This window comes from Sphingobium sp. IP1 (genome assembly GCF_002708645.1).
In the GTDB taxonomy this organism is placed as follows: Bacteria; Pseudomonadota; Alphaproteobacteria; order Sphingomonadales; family Sphingomonadaceae; genus Sphingobium; species Sphingobium yanoikuyae.
In genome coordinates, this window is the sequence record NZ_NOIW01000018.1 from 1 (window position 1) to 18765 (window position 18765).

The following is an 18765-nucleotide window of genomic DNA, read 5'->3' on the forward strand; positions in this document are numbered from 1 at the left end:
GCTATGGCGCGGCCTGGGGGCGGGCGGCGGCGCGGCGGCGGATATTGGCGGCCGTGCTGGAGCCAGAGCAGGCGGCGCGGGCGCGCCGATCGCTCTGGTGGGACATAGTGACGCCCTTTGCCGTCTGCTGGGCGCATCTGGCGGTGCAGCTACAGGCTGCCACATCCAATCGCATCAGTTGGGGCGGCTGGACCTATCGCGTCGTGCGTGGCCGGGTGGTTGAGATGGGCCGGGGGTAGTTCCCTTCCTCCCCGAGGCTGGCTCGGGAAGGAAGGGGAATGGATCAGAACCCAGCCGGGAACAAATGATTGCCGGCGTCGTCGAGGCGCAGGATCACCTTGCCGGCGACGGCGCTGATCGGCAGGTCGCCATAGAGATGGGGGAAGAGGGCGCCGCCGCGCGACACTTCCCATTTGATCGCCTCGCCAAAGGGGGCGAGGTCGATCATCAGCATCACCAGCCGATCCTGTCCCGCGAAATGCTTGGCCGCCGTTTCGGCCGCCTGATCGCGCGTGGACATGTGGATATAGCCGTCCTGCAGGTCGATCGGCGCGCCCTTGAACACGCCGTCGGCCTTGAACTGGTCATATTGCTCGGCGGTCAGGATCTTGTAGGCGAACAGCTCGCTCACGCTTCGCCACCCTCGCTGCCGGTTTCCGGGGCCGCTTCGGGCGCGCCCTCGACGGTGCCTTCTACCGCTGCCTCGGCATTGTCGTCTTCGCCGTCCTCGATCCGGGCGGTGGACACGACATGCTCGTCCTTGGCGACGTTGAACAGACGCACGCCGGCCGAATTGCGGCCGATGACGCGCATCGACGACAGGCCCATGCGGATCAGCTTGGCCTGATCGGTCACGAGCATCAGATGATCCTCATGCGCGACCGGGAAGCTGCCGACGACCAGGCCGTTGCGGGCGATATTGTCGATATTGGTGATACCCTGGCCGCCGCGACCGGTGCGGCGATAATCATAGGCCGAACTGATCTTGCCATAGCCATTGGCGCAGACGGTCAGGATGAACTGCTCCGCTTGCGCAAAGGCGGCCATGCGTTCGGCGCTGTTGATCGCCGGGGTCGCTTCATTTTCCTTCCACGGCGCGGCGCGCAGATAGTCGTCGCGTTCCTCCGTGGTCGCGTCGAAGCCCTTGAGGATCGAGAGCGAGATGACTTCGTCGCCATCCTTGAGCGTCATGCCGCGCACGCCGGTCGAGGTGCGGCTCTGGAATTCGCGCACGTCGGTGGCGGCGAAGCGGATCGCGCGGCCCTGGCGGGTGGCGAGCAGCACGTCATCCTCTTCGGTCAGCAGCGCAACGCCGATCAGGCGATCGTCGCTGCCTTCGTCGAAGCGCATCGCGAGCTTGCCGTTGCTGGGCACATTGGCGAAGGCGTCCATGCTGTTGCGGCGCACGGTGCCGTTCGCGGTGGCGAACATGACGTGCAGTTCCTTCCAGCTTTCCTCGTCCTCAGGGAGCGGCAGCACGGTCTGGATGGTTTCGCCCGGTGCCAGCGGCAACAGGTTGATCATCGGCCGGCCACGGGTGGCGGGGCCGCCCTCGGGCAGGCGCCAGACCTTGAGGCGATAGACCTTGCCGGCGGTCGAGAAGAACAGCACCGGCGTGTGCGTCGAGGTGACGAACAGTTCGGTGACGGCATCCTCATCCTTGGTCGCCATGCCCGAACGGCCCTTGCCGCCACGGCCCTGGGCGCGGAAGCTTTCGAGCGGGGTGCGCTTGATATAGCCCTGCACGGTGACGGTGACGACCATCTCCTCGCGCTCGATCAGATCCTCGTCATCGATGCCGTCGGCGGCAGGGGCGATGACCGACACGCGCGGCGTGGCGAATTCGCTCTCGATCGCTTCGAACTCTTCGCGCATCACGGCGTAGAGCTTCACCCGGTCACCCAGGATGGCGAGATATTCGGCGATGGCTTCGGCCAGTTCGGCCAGTTCCTTGCCGATTTCGTCACGGCCGAGCGCGGTCAGGCGGTGGAGGCGCAGGTCGAGGATGGCGCGGACCTGGACGTCGCTGAGCTTGTAGCTCTCACCGCTGACTTCGGTCTCGATCGCCTCGACCAGGGCGAGATAGGGTGCGATCTCGCCGATCGGCCATTCGCGCGCCAGCAGCGATTCGCGGGCGGCAGCCGGGCTGGCCGAACCGCGGATGATCTTCACCACCTCGTCGAGGTTGGTGACCGCGACGACCAGACCGAGCAAGATATGGGCGCGGTCGCGCGCCTTGTTCAGCTCGAACTTGGTGCGGCGGGTGATGACCTCCTCGCGGAACTTGACGAAGGCTTCGATGATCTCGCGCAGGCCGAGCAGTTCCGGGCGGCCGCCACGGATCGCCAGCATGTTGGCGGGGAAGCTCGACTGGGCCGGGGTGTTGCGCCACAGCTGGTTGAGGACGACGTCCGGGGTGGCGTCGCGCTTCAGGTCCATGACGATGCGCACGCCTTCGCGGCTCGATTCGTCACGAATGTCGCTGATGCCCTCGATCCGCTTGTCCTTGGCGGCTTCGGCGATCTTTTCGACCAGGCCGCTCTTGCCGACCTGATAGGGGATGGAGGTGAGGACGATCGAGCGGCGGTCGCCGCGGCCTTCCTCCACCTCGTGCCGGGCGCGCATCAGGATCGAGCCGCGACCGGTATGATAGGCGTTGCGGGCGCCCGACTGGCCCAGGATCAGCGGCGCGGTCGGGAAATCGGGGCCGGGGACGATCTGGATCAGTTCGTCGGTCGAGATTGCCGGGTTTTCGATATAGGCGAGGCAGGCGCGCAGCACTTCGCCCAGATTATGCGGCGGAATGTTGGTCGCCATGCCAACCGCGATGCCGCCGGCGCCGTTGACCAGCAGGTTCGGGAAGCGGGCGGGCAGCACCTGCGGCTCGCTTTCCGACGCGTCATAGTTGGGCGTGAAATCGACGGTGTCCTTGTCGAGATCGTCCAGCAGCGCGGTCGCGACCTTGGCCAGGCGCGCTTCGGTGTAACGCATGGCGGCTGGCGGATCGGGATCCATCGAGCCGAAGTTTCCCTGACCGTCGATCAGCGGCACGCGCATCGACCAGTCCTGGGTCATGCGGGCCAATGCGTCGTAGATCGAGCTGTCGCCATGGGGGTGATATTTACCCATGACTTCACCGACCAGACGGGCCGACTTGCGATAGGGGCGGTTGTAGACGAAGCCCGATTCCTGGGCCGAGAAGAGAATGCGGCGATGCACCGGCTTCAGGCCGTCGCGCACGTCCGGCAGGGCGCGGGAGACGATCACGGACATGGCATAGTCGAGATAGCTCGACTTCATCTCATCAACGATGCTGATGGGGCTGATGTCCGAAGGGTCGGCGAGGACGGTCTCGTCGGTCAAGGCGATTCTCTTTTTGGATGGGTGTGATGCGTTGCCACTGCACTAGCCGAGCGAAACAAATCTGTCACCCCTCGCGCGCGCCCGCGCGCCCGCATGTGCAGCCAAGGCGGTGATTGGCGGGCGTGAAGAAAAGCGGAACGAAGCGGCAGCATGACAGTTGCAAAATGCGCGGATATAGGCTTGTTCAAAGCCCGTTCACGCGCCGACCCCTAATCGGCGTTCAACCCGGATGTCGCCTGTGGTCCCCCTGTCAGGCGCGAAAAGGAGATGAGGATCATGCGTTTTGTTACCCCGCTGTCGCTCGCGCTGGCTCTGGCGCTGACCGGCGGCGCCGTTTCGGCTCCCGCCTCCGCCGCGAAGAAGGAAGAAAAGCCGGCCGGCCGCAAGCTGAACGTGTCGCCCGAAGTGCTCAAGTCGCTGCAGGCTGCCCAGAAGGCGTCCGACGCCCAGGATTTCGCCGGTGCCAAGACGGCGCTGACCGAGGCCGACGGCAAGGCGGCGTCGAACGACGACAAGTATCAGATCGGCGCGATCAAGCTGAACACCGGCATCCAGAGCAAGGATGACGCGCTGAAGATGGAAGGTCTCAACCAGATGCTCGACAGCGGCCTGACGCCGCCCGAGCAGACCGGCCAGTTCAACATGGTGGCGGCCGACGCGGCTCTTGCCCAGAAGAATTACGACGTCGCGATTTCGCGTGGCCAGGCGGCGCTGGCCGCCGGTTACAAGGCGGAACAGGTCAACCCGACCATCGCCCAGGCCTATTTCGGCAAGGCCGGCACCGGCAACGCCTCGGCCGAACCGGCGCGTGGCTTCAACCAGCAGGGCCTCGCCGCGCTGAAGGCGGCGGCTGACGCGACCAAGGCGTCGGGCCAGCCCGTGCCGGCGCAATGGTATCAGATCGGCGTCAGCCGTGCGGCTGCCGCGCGCCTGCCGGAAGTCACCGACTGGGCCAAGTGGGCCTATGCCGCCAATCCGAGCGGTGAAAATCTGCGCACGCTGATCCGTCTGTTCCAGCAGGCGAACCCGAACATCACCAACCGCGAAAATCTGGACGTGCTGCGCCTGATGTCGGCGGCCAAGGGTCTGGTGGTCGCTGCCGACTTCACCGAACTGGCCGAAATGGCGTCGAAGACGGGTATCTATGGCGAGGTCAAGTCGACGATCGACGCCGGCCGCGCCAAGGGCGTGCTGAACGCCAGCCAGGCGGGCGACATCTATCAGGCCGCCGTGGGCCGCATTCCGGGCGACAAGTCGTCGCTGGGTGCCGCCGAAGCGGATGCCGGCAAGGCCGCAAACGGCAAGGTCGCGGCTGCGACCGGCGACGCCTATCTGGGCTATGGCGACTATGCCAAGGCGGCGGCGATGTTCGAACTGGCCAAGCAGAAGGGCGGCGTCGACGCCGACGAGATCAACACCCGCCTGGGCATTGCCAAGACCATGGGTGGCGACAATGCCGGCGCCAAGTCGGCGTTCGAGGCAGTCCAGGGCGGTGCGCGCAAGCAGATCGCCGATCTGTGGCTGACCTATCTGGGCACCAAGGCCTGAATCTAGTATAAGGCGCGCAGATCGTCGCTGGTTCGGCGGTCTGTGCGCCTTCATTTTTTTGAATGACCGGCCGGGGGCCGGGATATTGCAGTGGGGGAGGCCTGTCATGGCCAAGCGGAATCCTGTTTTTCTGACTATCGGACTGCCGGTCGTGCTGGCCGGCGCCATGCTGGCGACGCCGGCAGCGGCCAAGAAGAAGATCGTGGTGGCAGGGCCGCCGATCGAGATGTCGGACGCCTTCCGCGCCGACGTGCAGGCCGCCGAAACCGCGATCAAGGCGCGTGACGCGTCGACCGCCAATCTGCGCATCGCCGCGCTCAATCCGACCACCGACATGGAAGCCTATGCCGCGGCCGGCCTGCGTTTCGAGGTGGCGGTGCTGCGCCGGGACATCCAGGCCCAGCGGATCGCGCTGACCGACATGTTCAAGACCAGTTCGGTGCCCAAGGCGGACGCGCCGCGCCTGCGCTTCATCGCCGGCTATCTGTCCTATATGGTCGCGAACTATACCGATGCGGTGGCGCAGCTCGATTATGCCAAGACGCTGGGCTATTCGGGCATCGACGCCACCATGCTGCGCGCCGATATCGCGATGCGCAAGAACAAGTCCAAGGAAGCCCGCACCTATGTGCAGGAGGCGCTGGCGCAGCAGAAGGCATCGGGTCAGCCGATCCCGGCCGCCTGGTATGACCGCGCCATCTCCATGGCCTATCAGGCCAATGACTGGGATGAGGTGAGCAGCCTCTATCGCGAGCGGCTGGAAGTCTATCCGTCGACCCCCGAATGGCGTTCGGCGCTGACCAACTATCTGGCCGGCCAGGAAAGCGACCCGCAGGTCCAGCTGGACCTCTATCGCCTGCAGGCTGCCAATGGCGCGATGGCGAGCGAGCGCGATTACCAGACCTATGCCCAGCTGGCCGAGAAGACCGGCAATTTTGCCGAAGCCAAGGCGATCATCGAGGCGGGCCGTTCGGCCGGCAAGCTGACGACCAGCCAGGCGACCACGGCGCAGCTGCTGAAGGCGGTGACGCCCAAGGCGACCAAGGATATCGCCGCCATGCCCGCGCTGGCGAAGAAAGCGGCGGCGGCGAGCGATGGCAAGGCGGCGCTGAATGCGGCCGACGGCTATTTCTCGCTCGGTCAATATCCGCAGGCGGTGGAGCAGTATCGGCTGGCGCTGAGCAAGGGCGGGGTCGATCAGGGCCATGCCAATGCGCGGCTGGGCATCGCGCTGGCGCGTTCGGGCGATCTGGCCGGTGGCAAGACCACGCTGGCCCAGGTGACCAGCGGCAACTGGAGCAATGTCGCCGGCTTCTGGTCGGTGTGGGTCGATCTGCAGCATCGCAAGTCGGCGCAGCAGGGCACGGCGCAGACCGCCAGCTGATCGCGACGCGACATGATATGCAAAAGGGCCGGTCCCCCCGCGGGGCCGGCCCTTTTTCGTTGTGCCTGCGTGCCGGCTGTCGCGGGCTGACCGGATCAGACCGGCAGCGGGACGCCGGGCAGATTCTTCGACGTGCGGATCGTCAGCGACGTCTTGACGCTCACCACATTGGGTGCCGGCGTCAGCTTCGACGTCAGGAATTGCTGGAAGCTCTGCAGGTCGCGCGCGACCACCTTCAGGATGAAGTCGATCTCGCCATTCAGCATATGGCATTCGCGCACTTCGGGCAGGGCATCGACATGGTCCTGGAAGGCCTTGAGATCGGCCTCGGCCTGGCTCTTGAGGCTGACCATCGCGAACACGGTGATGGTGTAGCCGAGCATCGCCGGATCGACCACGGCGTGATAGGCTGTGATGGCGCCGGCTTCTTCCAGCGCGCGGACGCGGCGCAGGCACGGCGGTGCGGTCAGCCCGACCTTCCGCGCCAGATCCACATTGGTCATCCTGCCATTGTCCTGCAATTCGCCCAGGATCTGCAGGTCGATGTCGTCGATATTGGGCCCCGCCATCAGATTGATTATTTCCTTACCTGTTACTGCGGGCGCATCATAATAATATTTCAGCGCAATGCAATTGTCCCACTATGCGACGCTCATATTGTGCGTCGAAAACACGCTTTCGCTTTGGGTAAGGACTGCTTATCGGTTAGGATGTAACGAACAGCGATGCGGGCATGCCGCCCGTTACCGCTTGAATATGGGGACTTTGGTTGCGCTTCAACGACATCATGCAAACCGTGCTGGCTGCCGACGATCGCAGCGGCGTGGGCGCGGTGACGCTGTGGCGGCAATGTGTCGACCTGTTGGCGCAGCATGATCGTTATGATCGTCCCCCCATGGACGCACCCGATCGCGAGGCTCTGCTCGGTCGATTGGCCCAGTTGCGGCCGCAACTGTCTGAAATGCAGCGAATCGCGACCGTCGTCGAACTGGGCGGCCGGCTGCGTTCGGCCAGCCTGATCCGCTTCTTTGCCGGTGACCGTCCGGCGATCGCCGGCGCGGCTATGGCACGCGCGCGCCTGTCCGATCCGCTGTGGGCCGCACTGCTGCCGCATCTCAGCCCCACGGCGCGCGGTGTGCTGCGCGGCCGTCGCGACATCGGCCCCGAAACGCGGCAGGGGCTCGAGGCCTTCGGCCCGACCGACCTGGTGCTGACCAGCGGCACGAGCGTCCGTGAAGCCGACATGCTGCTGACCGCGGACATGGCGCTCGCGGCCGAGCCCATCGTCGAGCCGGAAGTGGCGCCGCAGCCGGTGGCCGAACCTGGCCCTGACCAGATCCGCAACCTGGTCGATCGCATCGCGCGCTTCACCAGCACCCGGCGTCCGCCCGAAGAGGCGCCGCCGCAGGACATCATCGTCGCGCCGGTGACGCAGCCCGCGCTGCGCGCCGAACAGCCGCATTTCTTTGCGTTCGAGACGGATTCGACCGGCGTGCTGGTCTGGGTGGACCAGGGGCCGCGCGCCGCGCTGGTCGGCCTGTCGCTCGGCGAAATCGCGCTCGAAGGGGCGAGCGGTCCCGATGGCCATGTCGCCGGCGCGTTCCAGCGCCGCAGCGGTTTCCAGAATGGCCGTTTCACCATCATCGGCGGGATGATGGCAGGCGAATGGCGCCTGTCGGCAACCCCCTTCTTCGATCCGCGGTCCGGTCGATTCCAGGGCTATCGCGGTCAGGCACGGCGCCCCTATCTGCACGAAGTGGCGACGACGCCGTCGGGACCGGTGACGATAGCCGGCCTGTCGGCGGATTCGCTGCGCCAACTGGTGCATGAACTGCGCACGCCGCTGAACGCGATCCTGGGCTTTGCCGAGATTATCGAACAGGAATTGTTCGGCCCGGCCGGCGTCGAATATCGCGAGATGGCCGGCAATATCGCGGTCGATGCGCGCCATCTGCTGGCAGCGTTCGACGATCTGGATCTGGCGGCCAAGGTGTCGCGTGGTGATGGCATCGGTGCGCCGCAGACGATCGATCCGGCGTTGCTGGTGATGCAGGTCGCGGCTCGTTTCCGCGACCAGGATGGCCGGGCGGTGACGCCGATCGACATCGCCGTGTCGCAGGATCTGCCGCAGATCAGCATCGATCCGGTGCAGGGCGAGCGCATGGTGCAACATCTGCTGCGCACGCTGATTTCGGTCGCGCCCGAGGGCGAGGCGGTAACGGGCGCCTGCTGGTTCCAGCCCGATGGCGCGTCGGGCAAGGTGGTGCTGGCGATCGATCGCCCGTCGACGCTGAGCGGCATGGACGAGGCGCATCTGCTCGATCCGGGCTATACGCCCGAGGGCGACTGGGCGGATGGGCCGTTGCTGGGGCTGGGCTTCTCGCTGCGTCTGATCCGCAGCCTGGCGGCCGGTTGCGGCGGTAGCCTGGATGTCGGCCCGGACCGTTTCCTGCTGCGCATCCCGGTCGACGGGATGGAAGAGGATGTCGTTGGCAATGGCTGATTTTCGGGCTGGTCGGGCGCGGGCTTGACCGGAACGAAACCCTATCGCAACCATTGCGGGATAGGGAAGGGCGATGCAATCAGCTCATCATCATGACGGCAATCTGCTTCGGGCGCCGCTGCCCGAGGACATGATTGCGCTTCCGGCCGCGTTCGGCACCCGCTTCATGCTGTTCGTCGATACCGAGGAGGAATTCGACTGGAATGCGCCCTTCCGCCGGGAAGGCCATGGCGTGACGGCGCTGGCCGGCATGGCGCGCGGCCAGGCCTATTTTTCGGCGGCCGGGATGATGGGGGCGTGGGTGGCAGCGGGCGAGGCCGATGTCGGCGCGCATCTCCACCCCTGGGTCAATCCGCCCCATGTCGAGGATGTGAACGCCGCCAATTCCTACGTCGGTTCGCTGCCCGAGGCGGTGGAAGCGGCAAAGCTGGAGGCGCTGTGCCGCCGGATCGAGGATCGCTTCGGTCGGCGGCCGATTGCCTATCGGGCGGGGCGCTATGGCGTCGGCCCCAATAGTGCGCGGCTGCTGGAGGCGGCGGGCTTTCGCCTCGATACCTCGGTGCGCAGTCGGTTCGATTACAGCCATCAGCATGGCCCCGATTTCCATGGCCTGCCGCAAAATCCCTATTGGGCGGGGCCGACCCGATCGCTCGTAGAGCTTCCGCTCTCGACGGCGATCACCGGCCTGTTGCGGGGCGGGGGCGAGGGGCTTTATCGCGCGACCCAGGCGATGGGGCCGCTGGCCGGCGCCCTGGCGCGGGCGCGGATGCTCTCGCGCGTGCCGCTGACGCCCGAAGGCATCACCGCAGCCGAAGCGACGACGGCGATCGACGCGCTGATCGAGGAAGGCGTGCGCGTCCTCAATTTCAGTTTCCATTCGCCCACGCTGGAGCCGGGGCACACGCCCTATGTCCGTGACGAGGCCGATCGCACCGCCTTTTACGGCTGGTGGGATAGGGTGCTGAGCCATCTGGCGCGGCGCGGCGTGACGGCGGTCAGCCTGGATCAGTTGCTGGACGCTATTCCGGCGCGCGCGAAGGCTTGCCAAGCCGCGTGATGCTCCTTATCGCCGCGTTCAAGGTGGGGCCTGTAGCTCAATGGTTAGAGCTGGCCGCTCATAACGGCTAGGTTGCGGGTTCGAGTCCTGCCGGGCCCACCAGATTTTCCGATCATGTTAGCCATTTGTTCTCATTGAGACTCCGCGCCCCGTCTATTCCGGCGCACTCGAATTACACTTTGTCTCACTCTATCTCGCTCTAGAGCAAATTCCGATCCGACTGCGTCAGATCGGTTGCTCTAAGTTTTTGGTTTAACGCGTTTTCCGAGTCATCAGGTGTTCCACCTGATTAGAAAACGCTCTAGCGCACCCCATGCGGGGACATTGGTGGGGGCATCGGATTTCAAAGTGGGGGCATCGTTGCTCTGACCGTCGCCGAAGTGAAGAACGCCAGACCGGGGGAGCGGGACTATAGCTCGCTGATTCCGCCGGCCTGCACCTGTTCGTCTCCACGAAAGGGGCGAAGTCCTGGCGTTTCAAATCGATTTGCCGGCAAACAGAAGCGGCTGACCTTCGGGCTGTTCCCCGATGTCACGCTAGCAGACGCGCGTGACCAGCGTGACGCGGCCCGGGCCATCGTGCGCCCGGGCAAGACCCGGATGATCGCGTCGAAACTGTCCGCCTTGTCGAAGATCGCCTATCCTCGCTCGCTGCCACCACTGGCAATGCGCCCGATGTTCGCGATCGGGAATTGGAGCATGATCGTGAGGCCGCGCGTGGGCGACTTTGCGCTGACCCTCCCATGATGCGCATGCACAATCGCTCGCACCATGCTGAGGCCAAGGCCGTGGCCGCCCTTTGAACGACTGGGGTCCAGCCGGACCAGCCGTTCGAATATCTTCTCCTGATCCTTTTCCGGCACGCCCGGTCCATTGTCAGCCACGCAGAGGATCGCCCGTCCTTCATCTTGCTGGAGCGAAAGTGTCGCGCTCGCACCTTCGCCAGCATGGGCCAGGATATTTTCCAGCAGATTGGCGACTGCGCGCTTGAGCAGTTGCGCATCGCCCTGCACCTCCACCGCCTGCAGGTCCACCGTCAGACCGCGACCATCATCGTCGAAGGCCGGCCGATAGGCATCGACGACATCGGTCACCACCTCGTCCAATCGCAATCCGACAAAGCGTTTCCGGGCTGCAAAGCCGCGCACTTCGGAAACCCCCAACAGGCCAGCGAACAGATCGAGCAGCGCGTCGATGTCGACCATGGCGCGTTCCGCCGATCGGCTGGTGCCCGGCTCGTTCGTCGCGGTAGCGAGCCGCTCCATATCCTGGCGGATGCGGCCGAGCGGGGTGCGCATGTCATGCGCCAGATCGCTTGATACCTGCCGCAGCGAGCCCATCAGCTCCTCGATCCGGCCGAGCATCTGGTTGAGGATGGTCGATATCCGGTCGAACTCGCTGCCTGATCCATCGACCGGCACCCGGCGGGCATAGTCGCCTTCGATGATACCCTGCGCGGTGCCGCTGATCAGCACCAGCCGGCGGCGGACCAGCCGGCCAAAGGCGATGGTGCTGATCGTCCCGGTCAGCAGGATCACGCCCAGGCCGATCATCACCACGAACAGGATGCGATCATCGGACCGGTGCAGCGCCGAGCGATCGGCCGCAATGACGAGCTGGCCGCCATCGGGCAAGCGCCGGCTGAGCGCCTGCGCTTCTCCTTTCGAGCCATCGGGATGGCGGATGGGCAGAAACTCGCTCCAGCCGTCAGCCGGCATCTTGGGGATGAGATGCCCGGCGATCCGGCGTCCTTCGGCATCGGCCAGCGCATAGAGCATCATCCGCCCGTCACCGCCGGTATCGGCAAGATAGCCGGTGCCGCCGGTGGTGGCGCCATCACGGGCACGCACCACCTGCGCGAGCTGGGCGGCACCGTTCGACGCGTGGAAATCCAGCAGGGCATCCATTTCGCGCTCGATGCGATGGTCCATCTGCGCCTCGATCTCATGATGCGAGATCAGGATCGCGGCTGCGCCCAGGATCAGGATGACCAGGCCCGATACCGCCGCCGACAGGATCGACAGCCCCCTTATGGTGCGCGGAAGGATGGTCATTGCGCGCTGCTCAGCACCATATAGCCCGATCCCCGGACCGTGCGGATCGCATCCTCGCGCCCGCCCTCGTTCAGCTTGGTGCGCAGCCGGCTCATATGGGTTTCGACGATATTGGTCTTGGGATCGAAGCCGAAATTCCACACCCGGTCGAGCAACATGGTCCGCGTCACCGGCCGGTCCGGATTGCGCAGCAGGAATTCGAGCAGACTGAACTCACGCGGCTGCAGTTCGACCGGGCGGTCGCCGCGCCGCACCGTGCGCCTGAGCAGGTCCATTTCGATGTCGGCGACGCGCAGCAGCGCCTGAAAATCGCCGCGATCACCCGGCGGTGGACGGCGCGCCAGCGCGCCCAGCCGAGCGGTCAGTTCGGCAAAGGCAAAGGGCTTGATCAGATAATCGTCGGCGCCGCCTTCCAGCCCCGCGACCCGGTCCTCGATCCCGGCCATGGCCGACAGGATGATCGCCGGTGCCTGGCACCCGGCTTCGCGCGCCAGCCGCAACATGGTGAGGCCATCGAGCCCCGGCACCATCCGATCGAGGATCAGGATGTCAAAGGCCTCGCTCAGGGTCCGCGCCAGGGCAGCCTTGCCGTCGCTCTCCGCGACGACGCAATGCCCCAGTTCCTTCAGCCCGCGGCCCAGATAGTCCCGCGTGTCCCGATCATCTTCCAGCAGCAATATTCGCATCGCGTCCAACTAGTCTTGCCCTCCCTCCATGGCGCACCGCTCGCCCGGATGATCATTGGGGTTTCTATACCATTTCCCAATGTTGCCCGATTTGATGGACCTGCGAACGCCTATCAGTAAACAGGCGCCGTCTGCGAGTCATTATTATTAGCGCTCGCATCAGCCGATCATGAAGGACGGGACGCCATGAAGCGCAGGAGGCAAGGGTCATGAATTTCACGCGCTTGCTGGCCCGTCGCACGGCGCCGGAACGGCAGGTCATCGCGGCGCTGCGTGGCCGACTGCCGACCCGGCTCGCAGCCTTGCCCGACGCAGGATCGGACTTCGTCGCGCTGGTCGATCTTGCCGCCCAGCAGGGCGTACACTGCTTCGCCCTGCAATCGCCATTCGTCAGCGATGGCGAGGTCGAGTTGCTCGCTTTGTTGGGCAGTGCGCAACGCCGTGCCCTTGTCGACATAAGGGATGACAGAAAGGACGCGCCGGAACGGCTGCTCCGCTGCGGCCTGCTGCTGCGCGATGCCGGGATATGGTTGCCCGTGGCGCAGGCCGGCACCGACAAGGCATCGTCCGCTCTCTCCATGCCGCGCCCGGAACAGGCCGGGCTGGCGCGCGCCCGAGCACTGTCCCTTGCCCGCTCGCGGCAGGTGGCCAGCACCGGCGACTTCATCGGCATCGGCATCTCGCTCCAATATGTCAGCCGCCTCTGCAAGGAGGGGCATCTCCAGCGCGTCCGCCATGGCTGGTATCGCGCGGCGCCCATCGCCGCCGAAATGCGCCTCCATCACCATTCCTGACCCATGGGACCGGCACCAGCCGGCCCATTCACAACAGCAGAAAAAGGGGATTATCCGTGAACCTGAATGACACGCGCGATCGCGCGTCCACCAGTTTTCTGGCGCTGAGCTGCGTCGGCCTGTTTGCCACGGCCGCGCCGGCCATCGCCCAGTCAAGCGACCAGCAAAATGGCGCCGAGGGCCAGAAGCTGGGCGGGGTCGTCGTTACCGACACGGCGATCGACGAGGAAGGCTACAAGGTCGACAAGGCGGACTCGCCGAAATTCACGGCACCGCTGGTCAACACCCCAAGGTCTGTGACGGTCATCCCGTCGCAGCTCATTCATGACACCGCATCGGCCTCCCTGACCGAAGCGCTGCGGACGGTTCCGGGCATTACTCTGGGCGCAGGCGAAGGCGGCAATCCGCTGGGCGACCGCCCCTTCATCCGTGGCTTCGACAGCCAGGCCAGCACCTATCTGGACGGCGTGCGCGATATCGGCGCGCAAAGCCGCGAAGTGTTCGCGGTCGAACAGATCGAGGTGGTCAAGGGCTCCGACAGCTCGATGGGCGGTCGCGGCAGCGCCGGCGGCTCGATCAACTTGGTGTCGAAGGCACCCAAGGCCGACCGTTTCATCGCCGCCAGCGGCAGCCTCGGCAATGCCGACTATAAGCGCGCGACGATCGACATCAACCAGCCGATCAACGAATTTGTCGGCGTGCGCCTGAATGCCATGTGGCATGATCAGGACGTCGCCGGTCGCGACGCGATCTGGTCGAAGCGCTGGGGCGTTGCGCCCTCGCTCAAGCTGGGCCTCGACGGCCCGACCAGCCTGACCATCGGCTATTATCATCTTCACACCGAAGAGCTGCCGGATTCGGGCATTCCCTATCTCTACACCATCGGCAATGCCCCGGCCGGCGTGACCGAAACCGGCCCGGCGCAGAATTTCACCACGATTGGCGGCAAGGAAATCAGCGTCCCGCGCGGCGCTTATTATGGCCTCAAGGATCGCGACTTCCGCGACACCAATGTCGACAATTTCACCATCCGCGCCGAACATGATTTCGGCGGCGTGACGTTGCGCAACACCACCCGCTACGGCCGCAGCACCCAGGGTTATGTCTGGACCCAGCCCGACGACCAGCAGGGCAATGTCTATGGCACAAACGCCGCCAATGCGGCGACTGCGGGCGGTCTGGTCTGGCGTCGCACCAACACCCGCTATTCCAAGACCGACGGCCTGCTGAACCAGACCGACCTGTCCGGTGAGTTCAGCATCGGCGGGATCAAGAACAGCTTCTCTGCATCGGTGGAGTTCAGTCAGGAAAAGGCGGCTAACGGCACCTATGTGTCCAACGCCGCGACCGGCGCCGCGATCGCCAGCGGTTCGAGCGTCAGCCCGCGCTGCTCGACCGCGATGCTGGCCCGCTATAATTGCACGACCGTCGACAATCCCAATCCCAGCGATCCCTGGATCAGCTATGCCAGCGACAGCTCGACCGTAACGGCCGATATCGTGCGCAGCGCACCCAAGACCTGGACCCTGTCGAAGACCACGACGCAGGCCGCGTCCTTCTTCGACACGATCACCATCACCGATCAGCTGCTGATCAACCTGGGCGGCCGTTTCGACCGCTACAAGACCAGCGTCAGTCCGGGTCTGGCCGCGACCTCGACCGCCAACCGCGCCTATTATGAGCGCGAGGATGATCTGTGGAACTATCAGGCCGGCATCATCTTCAAGCCGACCGAGAATAGCAGCCTCTATGCCTCGGCCTCCAGTTCCGCGACGCCGCCCGGCGCCTTCCTCGCCAATGGCAGCGAGGGCAATGCGCTCAACACCACCTCGCAGGCGCTGACCGACGCGCTGAAGGTCGAAAAGACCAAGTCCTACGAGATCGGCGCCAAGGCCAACCTGTTCGGCGACGCCCTGTCGCTGACGCTCGCCGCCTTCCGCACCGAGACCAAGAATGCTCGCGCCACCAACGATGCCGGCACGGTTGCCTATATCGGCGAGCGCAAGATCGAAGGCATCGAACTCGGCTTCAACGGCAATATCACGCCGGAATGGAACGTGTTCGGCGGCTATACCTATATGGACTCGGAGATCGTCGATGGCGGTTCGACGGTCACGACCGTCAACGGCGTGTCGATCGCCGCGCCGAGCGTGAACACGGGCAAGCAATTCCCCAACACGCCCAAGCACAGCCTGACCGCCTTCACCAATTACAAGATCACCCCGGCCTTCACCATCGGCGGCGGCGCGATCTACATGGCGAAGGTCTATGGCGGTTATTCCGACACCCGTACGATCAGCAACGGTGCGGTCGTCATCACCAAGGAACTGGCCCGTATGGTGCCCAGCTACTGGCGCTTCGACGGCAATGCTTCCTATGCGTTCAGCGATGCGGTGAGCCTGCAGGTCAACGTCAACAACGTCTTCAACAAGCGTTATTATGACAAGGCCTATGCCGCCCATTATGCCAATCAGGCCGCCGGCCGCACGGCGATCGCGACGCTTAACGTCAAATATTGATCCGCTGGCCCACCCGGCTGATTGATGATGGCCCGCCTCGCAAGGGGCGGGCCATTGCATGGAACAGATGATGCAGACCCAGCCCAGACTGATGACCATGACCGACGACGAGCGCGTCGCCGCGCTTGCCGGCCCACCCGAGAGTGTCGCCCCCCTGCTGCTGGAAGCGGCGGAGGCTGGCCATGGCGAGGCGCAGTTGCTGGCTGGGCAATTATGCCTGGACGGCAAGGGGCTGGAACGTGATCAGGTCGCGGCGTTGCGCTGGTTCGGGCTGGCGGCGCAAGGCGGCAATGCCATGGCGATGAACATGGTCGGCCGCTGCTGCGAACATGGCTGGGGCACTGGCGTGGATAAGATCCTCGCCGCCCGATGGTATGGCGCGGCCGCCGATCAGGGCCTCGACTGGGGACTCTACAATCTCGCGACGCTCCATGCTCTGGGCGAAGGCGTGCCGCAGGATCGGACGCGGGCGCTCGCCCTGTTCCGTCAGGCTGCTGCCATGGGCCACGCCAAGTCGATCAACATGATCGGCAGCTTCTACGAGGATGGCTGGGTCGTCGATCGCGACATGGAACAGGCCGCCGATCATTATCGCCGCGCGGCCGAAGGCGGCGATTTTCGCGGCCAGTTCAACCATGCGCGGATGCTGGCAGAAAAAGGCGACATGGACGGCGCTCATCTCTGGCTGACCCGCATGCAGGACACGGCGACGCCCGCTTTCCTGGCCAAGGCGCAAAGGTGGATCCGTGAGAATTTCAAAAGCGGAAGCTGAACCGCCACCATGCATAAACGGGGCCGTATAACCGCAGAGACGGCCTTCCATGCGCAGCGGGTAGGGGGCAGTCTTCGGGGCGCCCGGTGGAGCGCCATCAACCAGCCCCTTGGTTGATGGCGCCTTCTTTCGTGGCCCATGCAGAAGATATGAGAGATATTTTCGACTGCAGAGCCACGATTCTGAGCGGCGCGGGCGGCCCGGTTCTCCGAACAGGCGTCACTGCTGCATGAAGAACTCCACCGGGACCGACAATTCGAACTCGTCTGCCTTTTCTTTCGGTATCGCAGGGAGTGGTTGTGCGCGGCGTATGGTTTCCAGCGCGGCGCGATCGAGAAAAACTGAGCCTGACGAGCGGGCAATGATCGCCGAGAGGACCTGGCCGGCGCGGTTCATGCGGAAGGTGACAAACGCGATGCCTTCTTCACGCCGGGCCCGCGCAGCGGCCGGAAAGCGGCGGTATTTTTCGAGATGCGCCAGCAGCAGCGCCTCCCATGATGCCTCGGCATCGCTCGATGCGCGGGGGGCTGGGGGAGCGGGCATGGACTTTGGAGCAGTGGTCTCCGGGATCGGGTCGGCCACTCTCGTGGCCGGAGCGGGCGTTTCCAGCTTCATAAGCGTTGGCGACAATAGCGGGGTCAGGACTTTCGGTGGTTCGGACAGGTCTTCCCGCTCGACCTTCTGTTCCTTCTGTTCGACCTGACGCGGCCCTTCGGGAACTTCTTCGACGGGATCGGGAGGCGCTGCCAGCGGTTGCAAGGTCACGACCAGCGGCTCGGCAGGCGCAGCCAGCGGTCGTACGGCCTGCCAACTCAGGAACAGGCCGGCTACGGGCAGCAGGAAGGCCGCCGCCGTGGCTCCAATCCCGAACAGTCGGGAGCGCCAGTCCAGCGGTTGATCGCTGTACCGGCCATTGCTCGCGAAAACCGGGAAGGGGGCTGCGTCAGCGCGCAGAGGCGAAGCATCCGCACGGCAACGAGCAGCTGGCCTTCCCTCGCCGGACGGGCGGGCCAGGTATTTGGAGACCGGGCCATCCTGCATGTCCAGTATCTTGCTTCTCATGTCCCTCTGCTCTTGCCGGACAGGGATGCAGGCTCGGGGCGGCGCGTGATCCATATCGCCCAGAACAGCATGACAAGACCGAGCCCGATGGCCCAGGCCAGCGATGGCCTGACATGGAGGATGAACAGGACATAGCCCGCCGTCATGCCAAGACAGGCCATGACCTTGGCCCGACGCGATATGGCCCGCTTTTCCCGCCATGCCCTGATGCTCGCCCCGAAACGCGGGTGATCGAGCAGCCAGGCCTCCAGTCTGGGCGAGGACCGTGCGAAGCACGGCAGGGCCAGCAGCAGGAAATCGGTGGTCGGCAGCAGCGGCACGAAGATGCCGACGAAGCCTACCGCGATCAGCAGCAGCCTGGCCACCAGCCAGCCGGCACGGATGGCGCGACTGCGGCGCGACACCTCGGCGCGGTGCCGGGCCTGTGCTTCAGTCGATATGGCCATCGATCAACGTCTGCACCCGGAGAAAGGCCGCATTAGCTCCCTGACCCGTGCGTGGCTCGTCTGCTTCGGTAATCTCAACCGCGTCAAGTGCGGCAGTGAAGGCGCGCCAGTGCGCGGCCGGACCTTCGGGTGCGGGGGCAAGGTGGCGGGCGCCAAAGCTATCGGATAAGCCGATCTTTGCCACCTCCTTGCGCAGAAGCGCAGCGCCCATGTTGGAGCCTTCGGCGACATAGAGCCAACCCAGCGCTGTGGGCACGTCCAGCGCAGCCCCGGCAAACAGCGGCGCCTGTACAGTTTCAGGCTGGTGGAGATCGAGATCGGCCAGGTCAGCCTCGACCAGTGCCAGCCTTTTCCTTTGCGCCAGGCCTGGCAGCAGAGCCTGCAGTACGGGCGCATCGTAGAGCGCCGCGATATCGCGGTGAAACAGATATTGTACGGCCAGGAAACGGGCATAGCCCGCCACGTCGTCGAAGGACGCAGCCTCCATGATCGAACGGTCGACGCCGTCATGGCTATGATGCGTCATCGCCTTTAGGCGCCGGGCGCGTGAGGGATCGAGAATAGTTAGGGTCATGGTC

At 65.0% G+C, this 18765-nt stretch carries 16 protein-coding genes, 1 tRNA gene and 1 pseudogene; 10 read left to right on the top strand and 8 right to left on the bottom strand.

The genetic code is table 11. The annotated features are described in order from the left end of the window. Window positions 1-239: pseudogene (locus CG471_RS08440) on the top strand (ceramide glucosyltransferase); the annotation flags it as partial. A gap of 44 nt (window positions 240-283) precedes the next feature. Here CG471_RS08440 and CG471_RS08445 read toward each other — a convergent pair. Further along, window positions 284-631 (bottom strand): DUF952 domain-containing protein, encoded by a 348-nt coding sequence (locus CG471_RS08445; RefSeq protein ID WP_010336100.1) that lies wholly within the window; start codon window positions 629-631, stop codon window positions 284-286. Then, window positions 628-3363, bottom strand: a complete 2736-nt coding sequence (gyrA, locus tag CG471_RS08450) for a DNA gyrase subunit A (RefSeq protein ID WP_099231558.1) — start codon at window positions 3361-3363, stop codon at window positions 628-630. Before gyrA ends, CG471_RS08445 begins: the two co-directional genes overlap by 4 nt. Window positions 3364-3639: 276 nt before the next feature. On the opposite strand from gyrA, the gene CG471_RS08455 reads away from it, so the two are divergent. After that, a complete protein-coding gene (locus CG471_RS08455; protein ID WP_004207650.1) occupies window positions 3640-4911 on the top strand; it encodes a hypothetical protein in 1272 nt (423 codons plus the stop codon). Window positions 4912-5017: 106 nt separating this feature from the next. Continuing rightward, on the top strand, window positions 5018-6295 hold the full coding sequence (locus CG471_RS08460; RefSeq protein ID WP_099231559.1) for a lipopolysaccharide assembly protein LapB: 1278 nt from the start codon (window positions 5018-5020) through the stop codon (window positions 6293-6295). Between the two features lie 95 nt (window positions 6296-6390). Here the strand turns inward: CG471_RS08460 and CG471_RS08465 are convergent, their stop codons facing one another. Then, window positions 6391-6864, bottom strand: a complete 474-nt coding sequence (locus CG471_RS08465; RefSeq protein WP_004207648.1) for an Lrp/AsnC family transcriptional regulator — start codon at window positions 6862-6864, stop codon at window positions 6391-6393. A gap of 200 nt (window positions 6865-7064) precedes the next feature. On the opposite strand from CG471_RS08465, the gene CG471_RS08470 reads away from it, so the two are divergent. The 4 genes from CG471_RS08470 to CG471_RS31755 all read left to right on the top strand — a co-directional run bounded on the left by CG471_RS08470 (window position 7065) and on the right by CG471_RS31755 (window position 10601). Further along, complete coding sequence (locus tag CG471_RS08470) at window positions 7065-8798, top strand: HAMP domain-containing sensor histidine kinase (protein ID WP_099231560.1); 1734 nt, start codon at window positions 7065-7067, stop codon at window positions 8796-8798. Between the two features lie 73 nt (window positions 8799-8871). Continuing rightward, a complete protein-coding gene (locus tag CG471_RS08475; RefSeq protein ID WP_099231561.1) occupies window positions 8872-9855 on the top strand; it encodes a polysaccharide deacetylase family protein in 984 nt (327 codons plus the stop codon). Window positions 9856-9881: 26 nt separating this feature from the next. Beyond that, window positions 9882-9957 (top strand) — tRNA-Ile (locus CG471_RS08480). A 278-nt stretch (window positions 9958-10235) separates the two neighbouring features. Beyond that, complete coding sequence (locus CG471_RS31755) at window positions 10236-10601, top strand: Arm DNA-binding domain-containing protein (protein WP_157225179.1); 366 nt, start codon at window positions 10236-10238, stop codon at window positions 10599-10601. Here the strand turns inward: CG471_RS31755 and CG471_RS08485 are convergent. Next, window positions 10493-11908 (bottom strand): HAMP domain-containing sensor histidine kinase, encoded by a 1416-nt coding sequence (locus CG471_RS08485; RefSeq protein WP_099231562.1) that lies wholly within the window; start codon window positions 11906-11908, stop codon window positions 10493-10495. The genes CG471_RS31755 and CG471_RS08485 overlap by 109 nt on opposite strands. Next, window positions 11905-12594, bottom strand: coding sequence for a response regulator transcription factor (locus CG471_RS08490; protein ID WP_072895779.1), 690 nt, complete (start codon window positions 12592-12594; stop codon window positions 11905-11907). The genes CG471_RS08485 and CG471_RS08490 overlap by 4 nt, the downstream gene beginning before the upstream one ends. Window positions 12595-12803: 209 nt before the next feature. Between CG471_RS08490 and CG471_RS08495 the strand changes: the two genes are divergently transcribed. Genes CG471_RS08495 through CG471_RS08505 form a run of 3 tightly spaced genes read left to right on the top strand, consistent with a single transcriptional unit; the run spans window position 12804 to window position 16679 of the window. Next, window positions 12804-13388 carry a type IV toxin-antitoxin system AbiEi family antitoxin domain-containing protein gene (locus CG471_RS08495; protein WP_099231563.1) on the top strand — a complete coding sequence of 195 codons (585 nt, stop codon included), beginning with the start codon at window positions 12804-12806 and terminating at the stop codon, window positions 13386-13388. 56 nt (window positions 13389-13444) lie between these two features. Further along, window positions 13445-15907, top strand: coding sequence for a TonB-dependent siderophore receptor (locus tag CG471_RS08500; RefSeq protein WP_099231564.1), 2463 nt, complete (start codon window positions 13445-13447; stop codon window positions 15905-15907). 58 nt (window positions 15908-15965) lie between these two features. Continuing rightward, window positions 15966-16679, top strand: a complete 714-nt coding sequence (locus tag CG471_RS08505; RefSeq protein WP_257211472.1) for a tetratricopeptide repeat protein — start codon at window positions 15966-15968, stop codon at window positions 16677-16679. A gap of 219 nt (window positions 16680-16898) precedes the next feature. On the opposite strand, the gene CG471_RS08510 is transcribed toward CG471_RS08505, so the two are convergent. Genes CG471_RS08510 through CG471_RS08520 form a run of 3 tightly spaced genes read right to left on the bottom strand, consistent with a single transcriptional unit; the run spans window position 16899 to window position 18761 of the window. Further along, window positions 16899-17741 carry an energy transducer TonB gene (locus CG471_RS08510; RefSeq protein ID WP_257211473.1) on the bottom strand — a complete coding sequence of 281 codons (843 nt, stop codon included), beginning with the start codon at window positions 17739-17741 and terminating at the stop codon, window positions 16899-16901. Then, entirely contained in the window at window positions 17738-18187 is a 450-nt protein-coding gene (locus CG471_RS08515; protein ID WP_099231565.1) for a YbaN family protein, read from the bottom strand. The genes CG471_RS08510 and CG471_RS08515 overlap by 4 nt, the downstream gene beginning before the upstream one ends. Then, entirely contained in the window at window positions 18171-18761 is a 591-nt protein-coding gene (locus CG471_RS08520; protein ID WP_099231566.1) for a biliverdin-producing heme oxygenase, read from the bottom strand. Before CG471_RS08520 ends, CG471_RS08515 begins: the two co-directional genes overlap by 17 nt. Window positions 18762-18765: the final 4 nt, after the last annotated feature.

What these genes read in the sequence shown, in the direction of transcription:
- CG471_RS08455 (WP_004207650.1), top strand. Translation starts at nt 3,640, where the DNA reads ATGCGTTTTGTTACCCCGCTGTCGCTCGCGCTGGCTCTGGCGCTGACC.
- CG471_RS08460 (WP_099231559.1), top strand. Translation starts at nt 5,018, where the DNA reads ATGGCCAAGCGGAATCCTGTTTTTCTGACTATCGGACTGCCGGTCGTG.
- CG471_RS08465 (WP_004207648.1), bottom strand. Translation starts at nt 6,864, where the DNA reads ATGGCGGGGCCCAATATCGACGACATCGACCTGCAGATCCTGGGCGAA.
- CG471_RS08475 (WP_099231561.1), top strand. Translation starts at nt 8,872, where the DNA reads ATGCAATCAGCTCATCATCATGACGGCAATCTGCTTCGGGCGCCGCTG.
- CG471_RS08485 (WP_099231562.1), bottom strand. Translation starts at nt 11,908, where the DNA reads ATGACCATCCTTCCGCGCACCATAAGGGGGCTGTCGATCCTGTCGGCG.
- CG471_RS08490 (WP_072895779.1), bottom strand. Translation starts at nt 12,594, where the DNA reads ATGCGAATATTGCTGCTGGAAGATGATCGGGACACGCGGGACTATCTG.
- CG471_RS08495 (WP_099231563.1), top strand. Translation starts at nt 12,804, where the DNA reads ATGAATTTCACGCGCTTGCTGGCCCGTCGCACGGCGCCGGAACGGCAG.
- CG471_RS08505 (WP_257211472.1), top strand. Translation starts at nt 15,966, where the DNA reads ATGGAACAGATGATGCAGACCCAGCCCAGACTGATGACCATGACCGAC.
- CG471_RS08510 (WP_257211473.1), bottom strand. Translation starts at nt 17,741, where the DNA reads ATGAGAAGCAAGATACTGGACATGCAGGATGGCCCGGTCTCCAAATAC.
- CG471_RS08515 (WP_099231565.1), bottom strand. Translation starts at nt 18,187, where the DNA reads ATGGCCATATCGACTGAAGCACAGGCCCGGCACCGCGCCGAGGTGTCG.
- CG471_RS08520 (WP_099231566.1), bottom strand. Translation starts at nt 18,761, where the DNA reads ATGACCCTAACTATTCTCGATCCCTCACGCGCCCGGCGCCTAAAGGCG.